Below are 20,132 nucleotides of genomic sequence, written 5' to 3'. Positions count from 1 at the left end.
GCTCCCATTGACGGCGTGACGGTGGAACACAAGCACATTCAGTTAGACAGTCGGCCCGTTGGCCTGAACACAGCCACCGGTACCATCAAAGCCCAGTTGGACTTGCTACTGCTGGGGTTGGAGTCCCTGAGCGGAGAAAGTTCCGAAGCGGTTCTGGCCGCAGCCAAAGCCCTCAACTTGGAAGAGCAGATTGGCGACCGGGTGACCCTCTGGCGACTGCGCAATGCTAACCCCTTGCGCCGCAGCAGCGGTGGGCGCAAAAAGGTCGATATCGAAGAGGCCCGCGCCCTGGTGATGGTGATTGCCTATCTGGCTGCTCAGCAACAAGCCCGTATCCGCAGCACCTTGGAGCAACTGGAAGCCGCTGTCGATCAAGAGCTCAGCCCCTTCCGTCAGCCGCTGGTGGGAGATTACTTGGATGAATTCCTCTCTCACTACCGCAGCCGCATGGTGGATGGGGACGTGCGCGATGAGAATAGCCTCACCGAGCTGGCCCTGCGCATCTTGATTGAGCTGATGTTCTACAGTAGCCCGAAAGGCGCTCAGCGCCTGTGGAAAGCCTTGCTCAGCCGTCCTGAGATGGATTTGCCTGCCGGCAGCGATCTGGAAGAAGAGGGGGTAGCCCACAGCTCCGGCCCCGATACCTCACCCTCTTCTTGAGGCAGGTTCGTCAATTATCACCTCTGTTATCGCCTCTGTAGCCCTCTACCCGTGTTGTTCGCCCGCAGTTGCCATGCCCAGCCTCACCCTGATTAGCCACACCTATCAACAACCCACTTCTACGCTGACTGTACGGGGAGAAGCCCCTGCCGATTCCAATTCTTCAGACTCCTCTGCAACGCCGCCGCTGCAAGCCATCCAGCGCAGCTTCGAGTGTCAGTTGGAAATCCGCCAGGGGGAGACAGTCAAAACTTTACACGGCGATAACGTTTGGCTCAACGATTTGATCACCGTAATCGACCGCTACGTGGGATCCCACTTGAGTGGGGAACCCAAGGGAACCTTCAGCGGTACCGTGGCCATCCGTCCGCTTGATTTTATTTTTCATCGTCTCACGGTGCGCCAAGGGGAAGATCGCATCGCGCAGGTGGATTTGTCGATGACGCAGTTGTACGACCTGCTGGAGAACCTCTCCCAGGTGGCGGATGACATTCCCCAACTGGCCAATCTGGGAACTCCGGTGGCGCGGGCTTGGTATCGACAGCCCACCGGGATCGCGGCCCTGCTGGTGGGAGGGATCGCAGTTGTGGCCGGTGTTGGGATCTGGGCCAGTCGCCCCCCTAGGGATCCCACAGCTTCCCCTTCCCCGCAAGAGCAGCTCACCATCCCTGCCTTGACGGGTCAATCGCAGCCTTTGGCCACATCCCTCCAAGAATCTGACCCAACAGCGGGAAGAGAGGCAGCAGGGGCGGATCCCCTTTCCCGTCTGCGAGACATTTTGGCAGAGCAGTGGCAGTCTCCCCCCGATTTGCCGGAGAGCTTGGCCTATCGAGTAACTGTAGATGAGACGGGATCCCCCCTGGCCGCCGAGCCGGAGAATGAGCTTGCCCGAGAGCGCCGAGCCGAAACCCCCTTTGCCAACCTGCCGGAGCTACCGCCGGATCCCTTGCCAACAGGCGCCCAACAGTTCCGCGTCAGCCTAGAGCCGGGCAACCAGGTGGAAGTAACCCAGGACAGGTAGGCATCCCGACAGGCCAAGCTGGGGTGGGTCAGCACTATAGTCTACCTAGGGATGTTATCGATAGTCACTTCAGGTTAGGGTGAGACCCGTGGGCCACTGAGAACAGCTCTCTGGCCCCCTGCGTTCAACGTTTTAGGTGTTGGGTGCATTGTCCCAGTTTGAATCGAAATAACCCTACTTTCAGGGCCAGGGGATTAGAGGAAGCAATCTGACCCTGAAGAGTAAGCCAGAAAGAGAGAGGCCGCCGAGTTGGGAGAGCCAGGGCCACACTGGCGACGCCGCCAATGCCGAGGCGCAAAGGCTCTACTGATCGCATCTGAAGGGTTTAATCGGCTTCAGACAGCTAGGGCAATGAGGACAAGAGGATAAAGTGGAAGAGTTCCCTCTATATCGGATCGCTGCCACTCTATGACCGCAACCATCGAAGTGCCTAAGCGAGGCTTACCTGTCACCATCATCACAGGTTTTTTGGGCAGTGGGAAAACCACCCTTCTCAACCACATCCTCAACAACCAGAAAGGGATGCGCACAGCGGTGCTGGTCAACGAATTCGGCGAGATCAGCATCGATGCGGAACTGATCGTCTCCAGCGAAGAAGACTTGGTGGAGCTGAACAACGGCTGCATCTGCTGCACCATCCGGGACGACATCGCCGAAAGCGTGTTGCGGTTGATGGAACGTTCCGACAAGATCGACTACCTGGTGGTGGAGACTACGGGATTGGCGGATCCCTTGCCGGTTGCCCTCACCTTTTTGGGGCCAGAATTGCGAGATCTGACGCGGCTGGACTCAATCATCACCCTGGTAGATGCCACCAACTTTGCCCCCGATCTGTTCAACAGCGACGTGGCCTATAGCCAAATTGCCTATGGAGATGTGATTCTCCTCAACAAAATCGATTTGGTCGAGGAAGCCGAGATCGAGCGTCTGGAAAAACGCATCCGCGAGATCAAAGAAGATGCCCGCATTTTGCGCACCGTCAACAGCGCAGTCCCCCTGGAGCTAATCTTGGATACCGATTTGTTTCAGGCCAGTTCCTTGCCCCAAGAAGAAGCCCATGATCACGACAGTCACGACCACCATGACCATGAGCACGATCATGACCACCACCACTCCCATCACAGCCACATCGAGGCTGACGGCTTTAACTCCCTAGCCTTTGAGAGCGATCAGCCCTTCTCTTTGGATGCTTTCCAAAATTTTCTCAACGAGTTGCCCGATGCAGTCTTTCGTGCCAAAGGGGTGTTGTGGTTCGAGGAAAGCCCAGAGCGACATATCTTTCACCTCAGCGGTCGGCGCTATACCCTCAGCAGCGATGAGTGGCCTCGCCAGCCCAAAAACCAGTTGGTGCTCATCGGTCAGCGCCTCGATACAGCCCAGCTGCGGAAAAAACTCCAAGCCTGTCTTGCCCGCCCGGCCACGCGGGGTCAAGGGTTTGGTCGCTGAATCAGGGATTGGCGGCAGTCCAGGCTCAAAACAGTCGGGCAATGTTCCAGCAGCCTCGATCATGAAGCCCTGAGGTGATGGCCCACTCTCCATGTCCGACATCTTTGTGATGATCCGCAATCAGGCCAACAACGCGCTCACCTCTATCGATGGGATCCCTTTTCTCAGTTTCCTGGAGCGACAGGGGCAGTTGATTGCAGAAGAAACCATTGAGTTGATCTATGCAGACGCTGGATTTGATGACCTGCCGGTTGGAGAATACACTGTGGGGGTACGGCATGAACGGGTGGAGCCCCCGAAAGCCACCTGCCCGGTCAGTATTGCCTCTGAGGACGAGGTTGTTTTGGTAACATTTGTTTACCTTGAGCCCGAGCGGGTTCTGCTGACTATTCACGTCTCTGTGGAGAAGAGGTTGTAGCCATGACTGTCAAGGTCATCCCATCGCGCTCGATCAAAGCCTTTCGCTATCGGGTGTTCTGTTTGGGACAGGATCTCTGGAATGCCCGGGATCCGATTAGCCGTGCCAACCTTGCTCTGCAACTGGCGGATGCCGCTACGACTTTGGCCCGAATGGAAGTCCAAGCCGCTCAGCCCTTCAGCTCAAGCCCTTCCTATTCCCTGCCGGAAGCTGGCCATAGGTAGCCATCGATCCAGCCGGGAATCGAGGCCAGACGCAAGGGATCCCGCCTACTCCCACTCGATGGTGCCAGGGGGCTTGGAGGTGATGTCGTAAACCACGCGGTTGATGCCGGGCACCTCGTTGACGATGCGGTTGGAAATGGTGGCCAAGAGGTCGTAGGGAACTCGCGCCCAATCGGCGGTCATACCGTCTTCGCTGGTAACCAGCCGCACCACCACCGGGCAGGCATAGGTGCGCTTATCCCCCATCACCCCCACCGACCGCACCTCTGGCAGCAGCACGGCAAAGGCTTGCCAAAGTTTGGGATAGTAGCCGGAGCGGTTGATCTCCTGCCGCACGATCATGTCCGCTTCTCGCAGGGTTTCCAGCCGTTCTTTGGTAACCTCGCCTACAATGCGGATGGCCAGCCCCGGCCCGGGAAAAGGATGGCGGCCCACAATCTCTTCCGGCAGCCCCAAAGAGCGGGCCAGTTGCCGCACCTCGTCTTTGAAGAGCTTGCGCAAAGGCTCTACCAGCTTAAAGCGCAGATTTTCGGGCAGGCCGCCGACATTGTGATGGCTTTTGATCTTGACGGCAATGCGTTCTCCAGTAACCGGATCCACATGGGTATTGGCAGACTCGATCACGTCTGGGTAGAGAGTGCCTTGGGCTAAGTACTCAAAAGGACCCAGCCGCTGGGATTCTTCCTCAAACACGCGAATAAACTCTGCCCCAATTCGTTTGCGTTTTTCTTCGGGATCGGTAACCCCCTGCAACTGCCGGAGAAACCGCTCCTGGCCATCCACGTAGTGGACGGGAATGTGAAATTGCTCTTGGAAAAGGCGCAGCAGCCGCTGGGGCTCTTCCTTGCGCATAAACCCTTGGTCGATGAACACGCAGGTGAGCTGGTCGCCGATGGCCTTGTGCAGCAGAAAAGCCAAAGTAGAGCTGTCTACCCCCCCCGAGAGGGCCAACAGCACCTTCTTATTGCCCACACGGGCACGTACCTCTCGAATGGCTTCCTCCAGAAAAGCTGCCGTTGTCCAGGTGGGCTCGCAACCGCAGATGTGATAGACAAAGTTGCGGATGAGAAAGGCGCCAGCCTCTGAGTGGGCCACCTCCGGATGAAATTGCACCCCGTAGAGACGACGCCTTGGATCGGCAATGGCGGCACAGGGGGTGTTGTCGGTAGAGGCCAAGGTGTGAAAGCCCGGCGGCAGTTCGGTAACCGAATCCCCGTGGCTCATCCACATGATGCTGTTTTCCGGCAGGTTGGTGAGCAGGTCGGTGGGATCCAAAATGTGCAGAGCGGCACGGCCATATTCCCCCTTCTGGGCTGCTTCCACCTTGCCCCCCAACTGCTGCACCATGAGTTGCATGCCGTAGCACACCCCCAGAACCGGGATCCCTAGGTTCCAAATCTCGGGGTCACACACCGGAGCGGCTGGCTCATACACCGAGTTGGGGCCCCCGGAGAGGATGATGCCTTGCGGTCGCAATTGCCGCAGTTGCTCAGCAGTGGTGCGATAGGAAAGGATTTCCGAATAGACGTGGGTTTCGCGAATGCGGCGGGCAATCAGCTCAGAGTACTGGGATCCAAAATCGAGAATGACGATCATCTGGCGCTGCACTTCGAGGGGGGAAAGGCCGGAACTGGGAGGAGATGCAGAAGGGATCACAAAACCTGGCACAGTGCACAATAAAAAAGCCGGTCCAAGAGACTAGCTTGGCTATGGATACGATGGATACGAAAGAAACATTAAGGGCTCTTCCATGGTAACAGGGGTGGAGAGCTTGCACGCGGCTGCCTGCTCTAAAAAGCCTCTGTCAGGCTTGCCGAGAAAACAGCGCTTCTCGGAGGAGTCTCGCCGAAAAACCGCCTGATGAGCCCCTGAAAAAGCTGGCCACCGGCTGGGCATGACTCCCGCCAACAACGCAATACAGAAGCCAGATGGCCTAGCAAAGTTAAGACTTATGATCGTGAAGGAGCGCTCCAGGCCGGTGGGGGTATTGGTAGGGATCCGCAGTGCCATTTTTTTATGTCGATTGTTGCCGAGTCCTTTCAAACCTATCTGCGCCGCCGCCGTCGTCTTCTAGCCCGCCGTCTCAAGCGACAGCAGGGCTGGGTCGTGGTTTTGGCTCTGCTGGCTTTGTACTTGCTCAGTTGGGATGCGCTGGGCGAAGATGGGTCACTATCGCACCTGTGGAGGGGACAACCCCTGTGGCTGGTGTTGATCCCGCTGTTGGGGGGAGGGCTGTACAGCTTGGGCGCCGGGGTGATCTGGATGCTGCGCCAGCGCTGGTCTGCCCAGCTGTTGGCCGAGATGATCAGCTTGCCCCATTTGACTTTGGCTGCCCTGATCTGGCTGGGGTTAGCCGTTTGGGGAGAGCACCTTTCGCCTTTCCTGTTGCGACAAAAAAACCAATTGTTGGCGGGCCTGTTGATCAGTTGGCTGTTGGCCCAGGGGTGGAGTTTTTTCCAGACAGGTTGGGTAGTAGAGGCTGGGCAACTGTGGGCCGACTATCTGCAGGAGCTGCGCGGTTCTGTATTACAGCCCTGCTACCAGCGCCTGGAAACCTGTCGTCTTTCGCTCCATCTTTACCACGCCATTTGGCAAGACCTGCAACTGGAAGAACTGGAAGCCCAGCACCTGATTCAACTGTTGTCTGAGTCGTTGCTGCCGCTGACCCTGCCGCTCAAGGTCTATGCTCAGCGGGTTCACCATTGCTGTCAGCAGTTGGCAGCCCTGCTGGCGCAAATGCAGGAGCGGGTAGAGCGGTTGGAGCAGGTGCTTTTGAATGTAGAGCTGGAGTTGGCCTCTCATCAGTTGCTTCAGGCTCAGCCGCAGCCGATTAACTTGCTGGCGGAAGATTGGGCCAGCTGTCAGGAGCTGGATTTGCAGGAGTTGGTTTGCTTAAACCAAGAGCTGCTGGGCACCGACCGTTCTTTGCAGGGCTTGACCCAAGAGCTGAAAGGCTGGGCCGACAGAGCCATCCCCGCTGGATTGAAACTGGGATCCCTGGGATGAAGAAGGCTGACGCTTCTTCCTCTGAGCCCCCACAGCTCAAGGCCCTGTGGGAAAGCTGGCTGGCGGAGCTGGGTTGGCAGCCTTCTGAACAGCAGCAGCAACAACTGCAACAGCTCTATCCGCTGGTGATGGCCGGAAACCGAACCCAGAACCTGACCCGCATCACCGATCCCATCGACTTTTGGGAGAAACACCTGTGGGATTCGCTGCGGGGCCTACGCCTGCTGGGATCCTGGGAGGCAATCCAAGCTCAGCCCTGGCGGGGGATCGACATCGGCACCGGGGCAGGGTTTCCGGGGATCCCGGCCCAAATTGCCCTGCCTCAGGCCAGCTTTACCTTGCTGGACAGCACCCAACGCAAGATTGCCTTTGTACAGGACACCTTGCAAAGGCTCTCCCTCACCCAAGCGCGGGCAGTGGCTCAGCGGGCCGAAATTTGGGGGCAAGACCCGCAGGAACGGGGCAGCTATGATATTGCTCTGGCCAGGGCCCTGGCCTCGGCGGAGACCTGCGCCGAGTATTGCCTGCCTCTGCTCAAGGTGGGGGGACGCGCCATCCTCTATCGCGGCCATTGGACCGAGGCAGAAGCCCAAACTTTGGAGCAGGCCCTTGAGCTCCTGGGCGGAAAACTGATCCATGTAGAAGCCTTCACCACACCCCGCAGCCGTGGGGTGCGCCACTGCCTACTGCTGGAGAAAGTAGCCCCCACGCCGCCTCCTTATCCCCGCTCTCCCGGCACTCCCAAACGCCAACCGTTGGGCCAAAGCAATCGCCCATGAAGGTTAGGATCCTGAGTTTCCATCTTGCTACAAAAGCTTCTCCCAATTCTCGGACAAAAAGCTGCAAGGATGGCTTTGCAAATGCCATTGGGAAGACTAAGATGTGGTTGGCATGAGGTTCGGATTGAGCGAATGGTTTAACCAGGTGAGCCTCCGAACTGAACGCTAAAGGGTAAGGTTCGGAGTTTGCTACACCATGACCATTTTTGTAGGTAATTTGTCCTTCAAGGCCAGCGAAGAAGACCTGCGGCTTGTGTTCGCCGAATACGGCACCGTTAAGCAAATTAAGCTGCCGGTGGATCGGGAGACTGGCCGTAAGCGAGGTTTTGCCTTTGTGGAACTGGAAAACGAAGCCGATGAGCAAAAGGCCATCGACGAGCTGGACGGTGCTACTTGGATGGGCCGGGATCTGAGGGTCAACAAGGCGTTGCCTCGGCAGGCCGGTGCAGGCGGCGGTCGGGATGGCCGCTCTTCCCGCTTTTGAGTTAACATGCATCTACCCTTTCTCAGATGAGGTTTGAGCCAGGGATCCCAACCCGCGATCCCTGGTTTCTAGCGCGTTCCTGAGAACACTCTGCCCAGAAAGGCCAGGCTAAACCAGGCGGAGGCCACCAGGACGATGGCCGGGCCGGAGGCCACATTGAGGTAGTAGCTGGCGTACATCCCCAGCAGGCTGGCGCTCACCCCAAATAGGGATCCCAGCAGCATCACCTGGTGCAATCGAGGCACCACCAGATAGGCGGTTGCCGCTGGCGTGATCAGCATGGCCAACACTAAGAGCACGCCCACTGCCTTCATGCTGGCCACCAACGTCAGGGAAGTGAGCACCATCAGCCCCCACCCCAGCCGCTCGGTGGGCAGGCCGGCTGCTTTGGCCCCCAAGGGATCGAAGCTGTAAAAGGTCAATTCCTTGAAGAAGAGGGCCACTAACCCCAACACCAAAAGGGTGATGCCCACCACTGTCAGCACATCGACAGCATTCACCCCCAGGAGGTTGCCGAAGAGGAAGTGGTTGAGATCGATGCGAGCCCGCCGTTGGATCAAAGTGATCAACAGGATCCCCAAGGCAAAAAAGGCCGAAAAGACGATCCCCATGGCTGCATCCGGCTTGAGGGGGCTGGCGGAGCGGATCCATTGAATTAAGAGGGCGCTGAGGAGACCGGCCACAAAGGCTCCCACAAACAGGTTGAGGCCCAGCATGTAGGCAATGGCCAGGCCCGGCAGCAGCGAATGGCTGATGGCATCCCCCAGGAGGGCCAAGCTTTGCACCAGCAGATAGCTGCCCACCACGGCACAGAGAATGCCGACGGCCACCGCCACCAGCAGAGCCCGTTGCATGAAGGCAAAACTCAAGGGATCCGCCAGGCTGTGCCAGAGCCATTCCATAACGTTGTTGACCTCAAACTCTCCCTAGGCAGCTGAGTCCAGCAGCAGGGCTCGGCCATAGGCCCGCTGCAACACCGCTGGCTGCAACACCTCCCGCGGGGATCCCTGGGCAATTAAGACACGGTTGAGGAGGAGCACTTCGTCGAAGTAGGCCCGGGCCTGCCCCAAATCGTGGTGCACCACCATCACGATGTGGCCGGCATCTGCCAGCTCCCGCAACACCTGGAACAAAATAGCTTCGCTGGGCTGGTCGATCCCGGCAAAGGGTTCGTCAAGGGCGTAGATCTCCGCTTCTTGCGCCAAGGCCCGCGCCAGGAACACCCGCTGCTGTTGTCCCCCCGACAGCTTTCCAATGGGGCGATCCCGGTAGGCCCCCATCCCCACCCGCTCCAGGGCTTGAGCAGCCCGCTGCTGCCCCTTTTTCCCGATGCGGCGAAACCAGCCAGCAGCTCTCACCTGCCCCATCAACACCACATCCCACACCGTGGCGGGAAACGACCAGTCGATGGCCGAGCGCTGGGGTACATAGGCCACTTGCTCTCCCCGCAGCGCTTGCCCACCGTAGCGCACTTCCCCCCGTTCCAGCGGCACCAACCCCAGCAGCGCTCTGAGAAACGTACTTTTGCCGGCTCCGTTGGGCCCAAGGATGCCCGTGAGGCGGCCCGGCGCGATTTCAGCTTGGATCCCTTGCAGCACCTGCAGGCTGCCGTAACGCACCGTCAGATCCCGCACCACCAGGGATCCCCTGGCCGGACCAAGAGGGAGAGGAGGAAGTTGCTTTTTCATTTTGTTTTCATTTTCGGTAAGTCCAGTGTACCCTAAAGGGACATCTAAACCATGAAACGATGATCAAAAGTCTTGTCTTCCTTTGGGGGCGGCGCCGTTGGGTAGCGGCCTTCGGCTTGGCAATAGGACTCTGTCTCGCTGACGGGAACGGCAGTTTTCTGGCCTTGGCCGGTTCGGGATGGGCGCGTCCCCGCGTTGTGGCTACCACTACGTTGATCGCCGATTGGGTAGAGCAGGTGGGCCAAGATCGCATCCAGCTCACCAGCCTGCTGCAGCCGGGAATGGATCCCCACATCTACGAGCCAACGCCGGCGGATGGGATGGCCCTAGAGCGGGCAGACTTGGTGTTTTACAACGGCTACAACCTGGAGCCGGGGTTGATGCGTCTCATCGAAGCCACGGCCCAAGGAGCGCGGCGGGTTGCCTTGGCCGAGATCCTCGATCCCATCGTCACCAATGAGGAGGACGGGATCCCCACTCCCGACCCCCATGTGTGGGGCAATGTGGAAAACGTCATCCGCATGGTGGAGCGCATCGCCCAAGAGCTGGCGGAACAGGTGCCTGGCGAGGCGACCTTCTTCCAAACCAATGCTGCTGCCTATCGAGCAGAGCTGGAGGAGCTTCATGCCTGGATTGGGGAGCAAATTCAGACCATCCCCCCTCCCAACCGGGTTTTGGTGACCACTCACGATGCCTTTGCCTACTACACCCAAGCCTACGGCCTGAAAATGGGGGGATCCCTGCTGGGGATCAGCACCGAAGAACAGCCCAGCACCCAGACAGTGGCCCGCTTAGTGGAGGAGATCCGCGCTCTGCGGGTGCCGGCTATCTTTGCCGAGACCACCCTCAACCCCGCTCTCCTCCAAACGGTGGCCACCGAAGCCGGGGTCAAGGTAGCCGAACAGAAACTGTACTCGGACTCTTTGGGGGAGCCAGGCAGCGGCGCCGAAACTTACGTTGCCATGATGCGCCACAACACCTGCACGATTGTGGTAGCCCTGGGCGGATCCCCTGAATGCTCTTGAGAAGCTGAGTCGAGGCAGGAGGTCTGAGTTTTGTATGATAGGGGCTCAGACCCTTGTTCTCTCACCTCTTCCATGCCTGCTGCCATCCATCGCCCGGCCCGCACCCTCTACTGTGGCGAAGTCCGCCCGGCTCACATCGGCCAAACCGTCACCCTCTACGGTTGGATCGACCGCCGCCGCGACCACGGGGGGGTGATCTTCCTGGATTTGCGGGATCGCTCTGGCATTGTGCAACTGGTGGCGGATCCGCAGAAAACTCCGCAGTCATATCCACTGGCGGGGGAAGTGCGCAACGAATATGTGGTGCGGGTAACGGGAACTGTCCAGCAACGGCCCCCCGACTCCTTCAACCCTCGCCTGGCCACCGGCGAGGTCGAGATCTACGCCGAACAGTTGGAAGTGCTCAGTCCAGTCGGCAAGCAGCTCCCCTTCAGCGTCTCGGGAGAAGAAGCAGAGGAAGTGCGAGAAGAGATCCGCCTGCGCTATCGCTACCTGGATTTGCGGCGGGAGCGCATGTCCCGTAACCTGCAACTGCGCCACCGGGTCATCCAGGCCATCCGCCGTTTCCTAGAAGACGAGGAGGGCTTTGTCGAGGTGGAGACTCCCATTCTCACCCGCTCCACCCCAGAAGGGGCCAGAGACTACCTGGTGCCCAGCCGCGTCAACCCCGGCGAGTGGTTTGCCCTGCCGCAGTCGCCCCAGCTCTTTAAGCAGCTGCTGATGGTGGCTGGCGTGGATCGCTACTACCAGATTGCCCGCTGCTTTCGGGATGAGGATCTGCGGGCGGATCGGCAGCCGGAGTTCACCCAGTTGGACATGGAGATGAGCTTCATGGATCAAGAAGGGATCCTGGAGCTCAACGAGCGACTGATCTGCCATATCTTCAAAACTGTCAAAGGGATCCACCTGCCCCGTCCCTTCCCGCGCCTGACCTATGCCGAGGCCATGGCCCGCTACGGCTCCGACAAGCCTGACACCCGCTTTGGGATGGAGTTGGTGGATGTTTCGGAGGTGTTTCAGGGATCCCGATTCAAAGTCTTCGCCAAAGTGCTGGCTGAGGGCGGTTTGATCAAAATCCTGCCAGTGCCCGGCGGCGATGAAAAGATCTCCAACACCCGCATCAAACCAGGCGGGGATCTGTTCAAGCTGGTCACCCAGTATGGGGCGGGCGGCTTGGCCTTTATCCGGGTGCGGCCCGACAGCCTCGATACCATCGGCGCCCTGAAAGAGAGCTTGAGCCCCGAGCAGGAGAAGCGGTTGCTGGATCTCACCCAGGCCAAGCCAGGGGATCTGCTGCTGTTTGGGGCAGGGCCGGCGGCAGTGGTGAACGAGTCTTTGGGCCGGCTGCGGCTGCACCTGGGCCAGGAGCTGGGTTTGATCCCAGAGAACGCCTTGAATCTCCTCTGGATCACCGACTTTCCCATGTTTGAGTTCAACGCCGAAGAAAATCGCCTGGAAGCCCTGCACCACCCCTTTACCGCCCCCCACCCCGACGACTTGGCCGACCTGAAAACGGCGCGGGCCCAGGCTTATGACCTGGTGTGGAACGGCGTGGAAGTAGGAGGGGGATCCCTGCGGATTTACCAGCGGGAAATTCAGGAGCAGGTTTTTCAAGCGATTGGCCTCACCCCCGAACAGGCGCGGGACAAGTTTGGCTTTTTGTTGGAAGCCTTTGAGTATGGCACCCCGCCCCACGGCGGCATTGCCTACGGCCTGGATCGGCTGGTGATGTTGCTGGCCGGGGAAGATTCCATCCGGGATGTCATCGCCTTTCCCAAAACCCAGCAGGCGCGATGTTTGCTCACCGGCGCTCCTTCCAGCGTTGAGGCGAAGCAGCTCAAGGAACTGCACGTTGCTTCCACCTATCAGCCCGGTTGAGGGAGGTATCTTCCAACGACCACGGGTGCTCGATGATTTCGGCACGGGTAACAGGGCTGCGGAGATCCAGCAGACAATATTCCTTTTCAACCAAAAGGACTTTCATTGTGAAAGCCGGGCCTTTTTAACGGGAGTTCAGGAGTGCCTGGGATCCCTTCTCCCAGCCCCAGCTCCCACCTGTGGGAGGATAGAAAGGAATACACCCCTACTTTTTTTGCCATGCTACAGCTGACGGGAAAGAAAGCCTTGGTAACCGGCATTGCCAACGAGCGCTCCATTGCCTGGGGCATTGCTCAGCAACTGCACAAAGCGGGGGCCAGCCTAGGGGTTACCTATCTGCCGGACGAGCGGGATCGCTTCAAAACCAAAGTTCAGCAACTCACGGATCCCTTGCAGCCAGATTTTCTCCTCCCCTGCGACGTGCAAAGCGATCAGCAGATCAGCGATCTGTTTCAGGGGGTAACCGAAAAATGGGGTCAGGTCGATATTCTGGTTCACTGCCTGGCCTATGTCAAAAAAGAGGAGCTGAGCGGCAACTTCAGCGATATCTCGCGGGAGGGGTTTGCCCTGGCCATGGATGTGAGCACCTACTCCCTGATTGCCCTCTGCCGGGCTGCCAAGCCCCTACTGAGATCCGGCAGCAGTGTCCTCACCTTGACCTACTTGGGAGGAGTGCGAGTGGTGCCCAACTACAACATGGCTGCCGTCACCAAAGCGGGCCTGGAAACCTGTGTCCGCTACCTGGCTGCCGAGCTGGGCCCTGCCGGGATCCGGGTGAACGCCATTTCTGCCGGCCCAATCCGCACCTTGGCCTCATCGGCCATTTCCGATTTTCATGCCATGCTGCATGCTGTGGAGGAGAAAGCTCCCCTACGGCGCAATGTCACTCAAATAGAGGTGGGCAATGTGGCGGCTTTTCTGGCCAGCGACCTGGCCAGCGGCATTACCGGCCAGGTGATCTACGTGGATAGTGGGTATAGCATCCTGGGTTTTTAAGCGCTTTGGGATCCCTTGGGGATGGCTCCGGCATGAATCGCTTCTCACCCTTGCAGCGGTTGCTGCTCACCTGGATCTTGATCGTCATCAGCGGCTGGCTGGCCATACAGGTGGGTCGGCTGTTTGGGCATTTGCTCACCACCATCCTGACAGCGGCGGTGCTGGCCTTTTTGCTCAACTACCCGGTGCAGGTGCTGCGGCGCTATCGGGTCAGTCGAGGTTTGGCGGTCACCCTGGTCTTTGCTCTCTCGGTGGTGCTGCTGGTCTTGGTGGGGATCGCCGTGGTGCCGGTCTTGGCCAAGCAAGTGGTGCAGCTGGGGGCGCGGATCCCAGAGTGGGTGGACACCTTACAAAATTGGCTCGACCAGATTAGCCTTTGGGCCGCCGAGCGCAACATCAACCTTGGCCAGACGGAGCTGGTCAATACCCTTCTCAACCGCCTGCAGGCCAGCGCCGAGAAAATTGCCGGCCAATCCCTGGATCTCCTTCTGGGTACGTTCAACCAGGTGATCGACTTGGTGCTGGTGCTGGTGTTGGCCCTCTACATGCTGCTCTACGGGGGCCAGTTCTGGCAGGGGTTGCTCAGCCTCTTCCCCAAACCTTGGGGGCCGCGCATTGGCGAAGCCCTAGCCCTCAGCTTTCAGAACTTCCTCATCAGCCAGTTGGTGTTGGGGTTCATCATGGCCCTGATGCTGGTGCCGGTTTTTGGGTTTTTGCGGGTACCTTTCGGGCTCCTGTTTGGCCTGCTGATCGGCCTGCTGGAGGTAATCCCCTTGGTGGGGGGGGTGATTGGCATTGGGGCGGCGGCGGTGTTGCTGGCCTTTCAGGACATTTGGCTCAGCCTTAAAGTGGTGCTGGTTTCCCTGATCGTGCAGCAGGTGAAGGATCGGGTCATCGCCCCCCGCCTGATGGGAGAGCTGATCGGGCTAAATCCAGTGTGGATCTTGATTGCCCTGTTGGTGGGGGCGCAACTGGGGGGCATCCTGGGCGTGATCGTCGCCATTCCCCTCAGCAGTGTGGTGAAAAGCCTTTACGAGATCGCCCGCTCTGCCGACCTGGCCGCCGAAGATGGGTTGGGTTCCGGTGTAAAAGGATCCCCGCAAGGGCTCCGTCCGAGTAGCGCGAACGGTGAAGCCCGCCGGGATCCCACCCTGCCCAAGCCGGAGACCCAGCAGATCTAGCCACCCGAAAAAGGAAGAAGCTCTGTCCATGCGCTTCAGGAGATCACCCTAACTGGCAGCGAAGCAGAGGCTCAATCCTGGTGAACCCAGTTGCTGTATCGATGGCTACCTTTTCCCTCGGGGAGAGGGGCCGAGGGTGTTGGGTCCAGGAAACGGTCTCGAGCTCCCTAGGGATCCCGGCTAGCGAATTTTGCCCTCGATAAAAGGCACCTCCAGCACTTTTTCGTGGTGGATAGGGCCGTGGCCGAAGTAGCCTCCCTCCCCAAACAGTTCGCCGTGATCGGCTGTAACCGTGATGTAGGTGTTTTTGGGAACCAGGTCGAACAGCTGTTCAAAGATCCCATCCAGGTAGCGCACCGCCTGGATCTGTCGCTGCCGTAGCTCTTCCAACTGGGCCGAATCGAAAAAGGGGATCCCGTCCTCTTCTCCTTCATCCAGCCGCTTCAACACCCCATTGACCCCCGAGATGCGGGGCCACAAGCTGGGATCCTCATCGGGCAGCGCGTAGGGATAGTGAGTTTCGCCCACGTTTAACAGGTAAAAGCTGGGGCGATCCGGCTCGAAGCGCAACTGTTCCACCATGGCCGCCATATCGTTGTGCTGGGGCATGAGGCGGTAGGAATCGAAATCCCGATTCAGCAGCGTGCTGGGGTTGAGCACCGGCATGGAGACCATGGCGTGGGTGGTGTAGCCCAGTTGATGCTTCAGCAGCGTCGGCAAATAGAGATGAGGCAGCAGATGCTTGAACTCAATGGGTTGCCGGGTGCCGAGCCGCTCGTTGTAGCGCAGATAATCTTGCTTGTAGTGCTCGGACGCAAAAACGTGGATGGGGCTGGTGTGGGGCAGCAGGCCCATGAGCAGGTTGTAATGGGCAGGGGCCGTCCAGGAAGCGTAGCTCCAGCGCTTTTCCAGAGGGCCCAACTTCAGCAAGTGCTTGGGGTTGGCCGCCAGCAGGCTGTCGAAGCGGCAACTGTCTAGGACGATGAGCAGATAGTTGTTCTGTCCCCGCGGTTCAGGGCGGGGGTCGGGCTCAGACGCAGGAGCGGCAGACGATTTCCACCAGTTTAGGAATCCCATCCTTCCTCCTCCTCGTCGGCGTAGGGCCGCTGGACAATCCGCCAGTTGGGAGCTGCTGCCGCATCGTCGTCCTCAGGAGCGGGATCGCGAATGCGTTCCGGCGGGATATTGGAATAGGAATAGCGGCCTGCTTGGGGATCCGGCTCGTACTCCGGCAGATCTTGGGGCAAATAGTGGTCGGGGGGAATCAGCTGGGCTTCCAAAAAGCGAACTCGGTCGCTCAACTGAGTTAACTTACGGATTGCCTGTCGCTGGAACACCCGGTCGTGCAATCGCCAGGAGCCTACATACAAAAATCCCAGCCCCATCCCTGCCCCATAAGAGGCCAATAGCACCAACGATAGAGGAAGCGGGGATCCCGATTGCCCACCCACCACAACCCTTGCCGGGGATCCCCAGTTTTGGATGAGGAGAACGAGCAGGCTCAAGATCCACAAGCCCAGGAGTATGAAGCGAAGGTTTCTGATCGCGTTAGCGGGACGAAATTCTTGCATGGCCTCAACCCTACCCTTTATTAGGCTACCATTCTTCCCTTTCTCCACTGGCCTGGCAGCAAAGACGCTGGAAGCTCAAGCGGAGTTGTTCTCAACAGCCATTAGCCCTCTCCCTAAGGCGCGCTTCAGGGAGACCCCGGGGCGGAAAAAGTCGTTTCTAGCCGCCTGTATCTCTCCTCCAGGAGAAGGACTTGGACTGTTGAAGCTCGCTGCAGGAGCAGGTTTGCGGGTATGGGCGGTACAAGATTCGAACTTGTGACCCCTTCCGTGTGAAGGAAGTGCGCTACCACTGTGCTAACCGCCCGCAGATACCACTCTAGCAGCTATCGACTAGAGCAGGATCTCTATATTACCACGTCAGCGATTGAGCTAGAGGATTCGGATCGGCATGGGAGATGGCTAGAGATAGCCGGGATCCGGCCTGAGGGCTACAGTAAGGGTCAGGGAGCTGTGGGGTGCTATGGCCTACTCACCGACCGAAGAGGCAATTGCTCTGCTCATTGATTTGGCAGAACGAGGCGAGATCGATCCCTGGGATGTGCAGGTCATCGAGGTTATCGATCGCTTTCTGGCCCGTATGGCTCCCACCAGCAGCAGCCATGACCTGTCTGAGTCGGGACAAGCCCTGCTCCACGCTGCCATGTTGGTCTATCTTAAGGCGATGGCTTTGGCAGAACCAGAAGCAGAAGAAAGTGAGCCCAGCCCGGTGGAGGTAGAAGTGGATCCCTGGCCAAGCTGGTCTTTGGCGCACTTGGATCGCGTGTTGCAACCCAGGGCAGCACCCCGTCTTCAACGTACCCGGCCCATCACCCTCAAAGAACTCATCGCCCACCTGCAAGAGCTGGAAACCCTGCTGGAACACCAGCCCGAAGCTGCCCCAAAGCCGCTGGCCCAACGGATTTCTCGCCAGCAAGCGCTGTCGGCCATCACTCAGCTAGCCCACCCGGAAAACCTTTTGGAAACCACCGCCGAGCTAGAATCTCTGCTGGCTCAGCTTTGGCAGCAGGGTCTGACCCAGATCAGCTTTGTCGATCTCCAGCAACACTTTTGCCAAAAAAGCTATCAAAACGGCAGCAGCGGGACCATTCACCCCATTCAAGTCTTCTGGTCATTGCTGCTAATGGCTGCCCGCTCTCAGGTGGAGCTGTGCCAAGAGGAGTTCTACGGCCCACTGACCATCCGACCCTGCACAACTGAGGGCCTGGCAAAGTAGATCCCGCCCTTGGGATCCCCTTCATCTGCCAAGGTGAACTCTAGAGAACTTTTCTGGCCGTGGCCGGGCCATCCACCTCTAGGCTTCTGAGCTGGCGTCTGAACCTGAGGATGTCAAGCGCTCTTCTGCGCCGCTCTGGCAAACGGAGAACTCAATCCGTGCCTTCAGCATCGTGCCGGGCACGATCCGCCCGTTTGAGATCTTCCCCACTGGAGCGCACCGGCAGCTCGGCAGGAGCCTCCCGATCCAGGTAGTAATCCTCCACGAGGCGCTCGCTGCTGGGATGATCTTCTCCTTCGGTAGGCAACAGTGGCGGATGCAGCAATTCAGCCGGAGGGCAGTCTTCTGAGGTGAGCAAATCTGACGTGCTGAGCATCCCCTTGGGAATGGTGGAAAGGCGCTGAGCAACAGCTCCAATGCTTTCCAGGCGAATCATCTCCTCCCAGGAGCAGATCTCCTCCTCATCTTCTGTCTCGTAGCGAACTAGGATGGTGTCCCCTTCGATATCGAGGATCTTGGCCCGTTCCAGCCAGCGTCCCTGATCCCGCAGATAGATCCACACATCCTTGCCTTCGCGGCTGAGTTGATAGATCCTACGATGAAGCACGGTCCCCTCCTGAAGTGAAAGATCCGAGTGAGTTGTGGGGGCTACCCAGCTCATCCCTCCATCTTAGCGGCTGGACACCGAGGCTGTATGCCTTTCCCGAGGCCAGACAGAGTCTCTTTAGGTTGGGTCGGTTTCGGCCAGAGAGACCCCTTCCATCGCCAAGGCTGTCTCCGCTTCTTCTGCCTGCACATCCCGCAGAAAGGATTCCAGAGAGGCATGGGCTTCCGCCTCCAGTTCTGCTCCGCCAAGGGTTATGCTCTCTTCCGGCAGCCAGCCCAAAAACGGCAGGGGCAAGAGGGTAGAAAGGTTGGTCAGGATCAGCAGCAGCCCCAGCCGGCTGAAATCGGTCTCCGTTACCCCCAGCCCATGCATCAGCAGGGATCCCAGCTCTTGGGAGAGAAACCCCGCCAAATTAAAGGCCGACATCAGCAGAGCAAAGAGGGTGGCCTCGATCCCAGGGGGGCAGAGGCGGGCGGCCAAGACCAGCACTGGCATAAAGGCAATTTGTCCTGCCACCGTCAGCACCAGGCTGTCCCCCAAGCTAAACCAATGATCGTCGATACCCCAATCCCGGTTGAGGTGATAGACCAAGATAAGGCTGGTCAGGCCCAACGCCGCCGAGATCACCGTCATCCAGCCGAACAGGGGCCGCAGTGGGATCCGCCGCAGGTACACTTGGAAGATCCCTACCCCCAGCAAACTGGCGATGCTGGTAACCAAGCGCACCTGACCCAAAAATTCCGGCCCAAAGCCGAGATCGTTGGTGACAAAGTAAAAAAGAGCCGCATCGGCGCTGGGAGTGGCCTGCCAAACGAACACAAACAGCACCGGCAGCAAAATGCTGGGTTGCCGCAGCGCCCGCCACACCTGCCCCACCTGTTGTTGCAAGGGATCCCAGCCCTGAGACAACGCCACCGGTTGATCGGCAATAACCCAAGCTGCCAGAGCGATGAACAACGGCAAAAAGGCCGTCAGCCCAAACACCACCTGCGGCGGATAATGGGCTAAGAGCGCTCCTCCCAAATAGGCGGTGAGCAGGGATCCCAAGGCCGTTGCTCCCCAAGTTAAAGATTGCAGCGTGCCCGTCCCCGCCCAGTCACTGCCGTGTACCCGCTCCACCACCAGCGAATCTACGATTACATCCCCTACCGCCACCGCCAGGGATCCCAAAACCATCCACAGGGTGGCCAGACCAGCCGTCGGTGCCCACAGGGCCATCCCCAGCCAAGCCTCACACCCCAGAAGCCCTGACAACAAGAGGTAGGGACGACGCCGATAGCCCGCCACCGGTACGGTATCCGACAGCAGGCCGTAGAGGGGCTTGAGGATCCAGGGGCTCATGGCAACGCCCATCAACGCCGCCACCTGAGACGGGCTGAGGCCCAAGCTATCCTTCAGGTAAAAGCTGGTGGCCAGCCGTGCCAGCCCCACCGCCCCCTGCACAAAGTACACCAAGAGGATTCCGAACAATTCCGGCGTCCAGTGGATATCCCGCAGCGGGGTCAGGGTGGATTGGTGCAGCCGTTGCAGCAGAAGATGAATCATGAGCGGTCGCAGTGTAGCGAGATGTTAGTTGGTGCGGTGTTGCCTTGGCAACAGCAAAACCATAAGAATCTTAACAGTCTCTTCACCTTAACCTGTCCAACTGGCTTCCGGCTCCGACCTCCTTGGACGGGTTGCGCTTCCCAGCGCTCTTTCTGCTCAACCCAGCCGAGCTACAAAATCTACAAAATAATGAGGTCGAAATGAGGTCGAAAGGTAAACTACCCGGCTCCGACCGCTAAGCGGTACGGAGCGGGCTTTCAGTAGCCCTGGGCCTGCTCTGCTCTACCAGAGAACAAAACAAGCCCGGACCTCCAGGCTGGTTTACGACAGCCCCCAAGAGCGCAATCACATTCGCACCATTCAAATCCGCATCCCCTTCCCATCCACAGT

19 protein-coding genes, 1 tRNA gene and 2 pseudogenes are annotated in these 20,132 nt (G+C 58.8%); 13 read left to right on the top strand and 9 right to left on the bottom strand.

The window, feature by feature from the left end; genetic code table 11:
* Nucleotides 1–15 precede the first annotated feature (15 nt).
* From NW842_RS08235 to NW842_RS08215, 5 genes are all read left to right on the top strand, one after another.
* The gene (locus NW842_RS08235) at nucleotides 16–660 is read left to right on the top strand and encodes a DUF3038 domain-containing protein (RefSeq protein WP_414341745.1); all 645 of its coding nucleotides are present in this window, start codon (nucleotides 16–18) and stop codon (nucleotides 658–660) included.
* A 73-nt stretch (nucleotides 661–733) separates the two neighbouring features.
* Nucleotides 734–1,681 carry a DUF4335 domain-containing protein gene (locus NW842_RS08230; RefSeq protein ID WP_414374734.1) on the top strand — a complete coding sequence of 316 codons (948 nt, stop codon included), beginning with the start codon at nucleotides 734–736 and terminating at the stop codon, nucleotides 1,679–1,681.
* A 408-nt stretch (nucleotides 1,682–2,089) separates the two neighbouring features.
* Nucleotides 2,090–3,127 carry a CobW family GTP-binding protein gene (locus NW842_RS08225; protein ID WP_414417828.1) on the top strand — a complete coding sequence of 346 codons (1,038 nt, stop codon included), beginning with the start codon at nucleotides 2,090–2,092 and terminating at the stop codon, nucleotides 3,125–3,127.
* A gap of 91 nt (nucleotides 3,128–3,218) precedes the next feature.
* Nucleotides 3,219–3,545 (top strand): hypothetical protein, encoded by a 327-nt coding sequence (locus NW842_RS08220; RefSeq protein ID WP_414417827.1) that lies wholly within the window; start codon nucleotides 3,219–3,221, stop codon nucleotides 3,543–3,545.
* A 2-nt stretch (nucleotides 3,546–3,547) separates the two neighbouring features.
* Nucleotides 3,548–3,769, top strand: coding sequence for a hypothetical protein (locus NW842_RS08215; protein WP_011432797.1), 222 nt, complete (start codon nucleotides 3,548–3,550; stop codon nucleotides 3,767–3,769).
* 45 nt (nucleotides 3,770–3,814) lie between these two features.
* Here the strand turns inward: NW842_RS08215 and guaA are convergent, their stop codons facing one another.
* Nucleotides 3,815–5,365, bottom strand: coding sequence for a glutamine-hydrolyzing GMP synthase (guaA, locus tag NW842_RS08210; RefSeq protein WP_414417831.1), 1,551 nt, complete (start codon nucleotides 5,363–5,365; stop codon nucleotides 3,815–3,817).
* A gap of 420 nt (nucleotides 5,366–5,785) precedes the next feature.
* Between guaA and NW842_RS08205 the strand changes: the two genes are divergently transcribed.
* The 3 genes from NW842_RS08205 (at nucleotide 5,786) to NW842_RS08195 (ending at nucleotide 8,038) form a co-directional block, all read left to right on the top strand.
* Nucleotides 5,786–6,775, top strand: coding sequence for a hypothetical protein (locus tag NW842_RS08205; RefSeq protein WP_414341740.1), 990 nt, complete (start codon nucleotides 5,786–5,788; stop codon nucleotides 6,773–6,775).
* On the top strand, nucleotides 6,772–7,554 hold the full coding sequence (rsmG, locus tag NW842_RS08200) for a 16S rRNA (guanine(527)-N(7))-methyltransferase RsmG (protein WP_414374737.1): 783 nt from the start codon (nucleotides 6,772–6,774) through the stop codon (nucleotides 7,552–7,554). The genes NW842_RS08205 and rsmG overlap by 4 nt, the downstream gene beginning before the upstream one ends.
* Before the next feature lie 196 nt (nucleotides 7,555–7,750).
* Entirely contained in the window at nucleotides 7,751–8,038 is a 288-nt protein-coding gene (locus NW842_RS08195) for an RNA recognition motif domain-containing protein (RefSeq protein ID WP_414357328.1), read from the top strand.
* A 68-nt stretch (nucleotides 8,039–8,106) separates the two neighbouring features.
* On the opposite strand, the gene NW842_RS08190 is transcribed toward NW842_RS08195, so the two are convergent.
* Both NW842_RS08190 and NW842_RS08185 read right to left on the bottom strand, forming a co-directional pair.
* Nucleotides 8,107–8,940 (bottom strand): metal ABC transporter permease, encoded by an 834-nt coding sequence (locus tag NW842_RS08190; protein ID WP_011432792.1) that lies wholly within the window; start codon nucleotides 8,938–8,940, stop codon nucleotides 8,107–8,109.
* Between the two features lie 24 nt (nucleotides 8,941–8,964).
* A complete protein-coding gene (locus NW842_RS08185) occupies nucleotides 8,965–9,726 on the bottom strand; it encodes a metal ABC transporter ATP-binding protein (RefSeq protein WP_414417826.1) in 762 nt (253 codons plus the stop codon).
* Between the two features lie 59 nt (nucleotides 9,727–9,785).
* Between NW842_RS08185 and NW842_RS08180 the strand changes: the two genes are divergently transcribed.
* The 4 genes from NW842_RS08180 (at nucleotide 9,786) to NW842_RS08165 (ending at nucleotide 14,806) form a co-directional block, all read left to right on the top strand.
* The gene (locus tag NW842_RS08180; protein ID WP_414417825.1) at nucleotides 9,786–10,751 is read left to right on the top strand and encodes a metal ABC transporter solute-binding protein, Zn/Mn family; all 966 of its coding nucleotides are present in this window, start codon (nucleotides 9,786–9,788) and stop codon (nucleotides 10,749–10,751) included.
* 72 nt (nucleotides 10,752–10,823) lie between these two features.
* Nucleotides 10,824–12,629, top strand: coding sequence for an aspartate--tRNA ligase (gene aspS / locus NW842_RS08175; RefSeq protein WP_011432789.1), 1,806 nt, complete (start codon nucleotides 10,824–10,826; stop codon nucleotides 12,627–12,629).
* Nucleotides 12,630–12,848: 219 nt separating this feature from the next.
* Nucleotides 12,849–13,625, top strand: a complete 777-nt coding sequence (gene fabI, locus NW842_RS08170; RefSeq protein WP_011432788.1) for an enoyl-ACP reductase FabI — start codon at nucleotides 12,849–12,851, stop codon at nucleotides 13,623–13,625.
* A 32-nt stretch (nucleotides 13,626–13,657) separates the two neighbouring features.
* The gene (locus tag NW842_RS08165) at nucleotides 13,658–14,806 is read left to right on the top strand and encodes an AI-2E family transporter (RefSeq protein ID WP_414417824.1); all 1,149 of its coding nucleotides are present in this window, start codon (nucleotides 13,658–13,660) and stop codon (nucleotides 14,804–14,806) included.
* A gap of 180 nt (nucleotides 14,807–14,986) precedes the next feature.
* On the opposite strand, the gene NW842_RS08160 is transcribed toward NW842_RS08165, so the two are convergent.
* The 3 genes from NW842_RS08160 to NW842_RS08150 all read right to left on the bottom strand — a co-directional run bounded on the left by NW842_RS08160 (nucleotide 14,987) and on the right by NW842_RS08150 (nucleotide 16,681).
* Nucleotides 14,987–15,883 (bottom strand): sulfatase-like hydrolase/transferase, encoded by an 897-nt coding sequence (locus tag NW842_RS08160; protein ID WP_011432786.1) that lies wholly within the window; start codon nucleotides 15,881–15,883, stop codon nucleotides 14,987–14,989.
* Nucleotides 15,871–16,311, bottom strand: a complete 441-nt coding sequence (locus tag NW842_RS08155; protein ID WP_238376922.1) for a hypothetical protein — start codon at nucleotides 16,309–16,311, stop codon at nucleotides 15,871–15,873. Before NW842_RS08155 ends, NW842_RS08160 begins: the two co-directional genes overlap by 13 nt.
* 298 nt (nucleotides 16,312–16,609) lie before the next feature.
* Nucleotides 16,610–16,681, bottom strand: a tRNA-Val gene (locus tag NW842_RS08150).
* 156 nt (nucleotides 16,682–16,837) lie between these two features.
* Between NW842_RS08150 and NW842_RS08145 the strand changes: the two genes are divergently transcribed.
* The gene (locus NW842_RS08145) at nucleotides 16,838–17,590 is read left to right on the top strand and encodes a segregation/condensation protein A (RefSeq protein WP_414349871.1); all 753 of its coding nucleotides are present in this window, start codon (nucleotides 16,838–16,840) and stop codon (nucleotides 17,588–17,590) included.
* Between the two features lie 316 nt (nucleotides 17,591–17,906).
* Here NW842_RS08145 and NW842_RS08140 read toward each other — a convergent pair.
* From NW842_RS08140 to NW842_RS08130, 3 genes and pseudogenes are all read right to left on the bottom strand, one after another.
* A pseudogene (locus tag NW842_RS08140) lies at nucleotides 17,907–18,197 on the bottom strand (DUF6679 family protein); the annotation flags it as partial.
* A 117-nt stretch (nucleotides 18,198–18,314) separates the two neighbouring features.
* Complete coding sequence (locus NW842_RS08135; protein ID WP_414375624.1) at nucleotides 18,315–19,742, bottom strand: folate/biopterin family MFS transporter; 1,428 nt, start codon at nucleotides 19,740–19,742, stop codon at nucleotides 18,315–18,317.
* Between the two features lie 235 nt (nucleotides 19,743–19,977).
* A pseudogene (locus NW842_RS08130) lies at nucleotides 19,978–20,132 on the bottom strand (RNA-guided endonuclease TnpB family protein); the annotation flags it as partial.

This window comes from Synechococcus sp. R55.4, from assembly GCF_047461935.1.
Classification (GTDB): domain Bacteria; phylum Cyanobacteriota; class Cyanobacteriia; order Thermostichales; family Thermostichaceae; genus Thermostichus.
Note: the sequence above shows the minus strand (reverse complement) of the source record. Positions and strands in the feature narration are given on the sequence as shown.

Bases quoted from the DNA above. Each gene is read 5' to 3' on its own strand.
- NW842_RS08185 (WP_414417826.1), bottom strand. From the start codon at position 9,726: ATGAAAAAGCAACTTCCTCCTCTCCCTCTTGGTCCGGCCAGGGGATCC.
- NW842_RS08165 (WP_414417824.1), top strand. From the start codon at position 13,658: ATGAATCGCTTCTCACCCTTGCAGCGGTTGCTGCTCACCTGGATCTTG.
- rsmG (WP_414374737.1), top strand. From the start codon at position 6,772: ATGAAGAAGGCTGACGCTTCTTCCTCTGAGCCCCCACAGCTCAAGGCC.
- NW842_RS08220 (WP_414417827.1), top strand. From the start codon at position 3,219: ATGTCCGACATCTTTGTGATGATCCGCAATCAGGCCAACAACGCGCTC.
- NW842_RS08205 (WP_414341740.1), top strand. From the start codon at position 5,786: ATGTCGATTGTTGCCGAGTCCTTTCAAACCTATCTGCGCCGCCGCCGT.
- aspS (WP_011432789.1), top strand. From the start codon at position 10,824: ATGCCTGCTGCCATCCATCGCCCGGCCCGCACCCTCTACTGTGGCGAA.
- NW842_RS08135 (WP_414375624.1), bottom strand. From the start codon at position 19,742: ATGATTCATCTTCTGCTGCAACGGCTGCACCAATCCACCCTGACCCCG.
- NW842_RS08145 (WP_414349871.1), top strand. From the start codon at position 16,838: ATGGCCTACTCACCGACCGAAGAGGCAATTGCTCTGCTCATTGATTTG.
- NW842_RS08195 (WP_414357328.1), top strand. From the start codon at position 7,751: ATGACCATTTTTGTAGGTAATTTGTCCTTCAAGGCCAGCGAAGAAGAC.
- NW842_RS08225 (WP_414417828.1), top strand. From the start codon at position 2,090: ATGACCGCAACCATCGAAGTGCCTAAGCGAGGCTTACCTGTCACCATC.
- NW842_RS08215 (WP_011432797.1), top strand. From the start codon at position 3,548: ATGACTGTCAAGGTCATCCCATCGCGCTCGATCAAAGCCTTTCGCTAT.
- fabI (WP_011432788.1), top strand. From the start codon at position 12,849: ATGCTACAGCTGACGGGAAAGAAAGCCTTGGTAACCGGCATTGCCAAC.
- NW842_RS08230 (WP_414374734.1), top strand. From the start codon at position 734: ATGCCCAGCCTCACCCTGATTAGCCACACCTATCAACAACCCACTTCT.
- guaA (WP_414417831.1), bottom strand. From the start codon at position 5,365: ATGATCGTCATTCTCGATTTTGGATCCCAGTACTCTGAGCTGATTGCC.
- NW842_RS08160 (WP_011432786.1), bottom strand. From the start codon at position 15,883: ATGGGATTCCTAAACTGGTGGAAATCGTCTGCCGCTCCTGCGTCTGAG.
- NW842_RS08180 (WP_414417825.1), top strand. From the start codon at position 9,786: ATGATCAAAAGTCTTGTCTTCCTTTGGGGGCGGCGCCGTTGGGTAGCG.
- NW842_RS08190 (WP_011432792.1), bottom strand. From the start codon at position 8,940: ATGGAATGGCTCTGGCACAGCCTGGCGGATCCCTTGAGTTTTGCCTTC.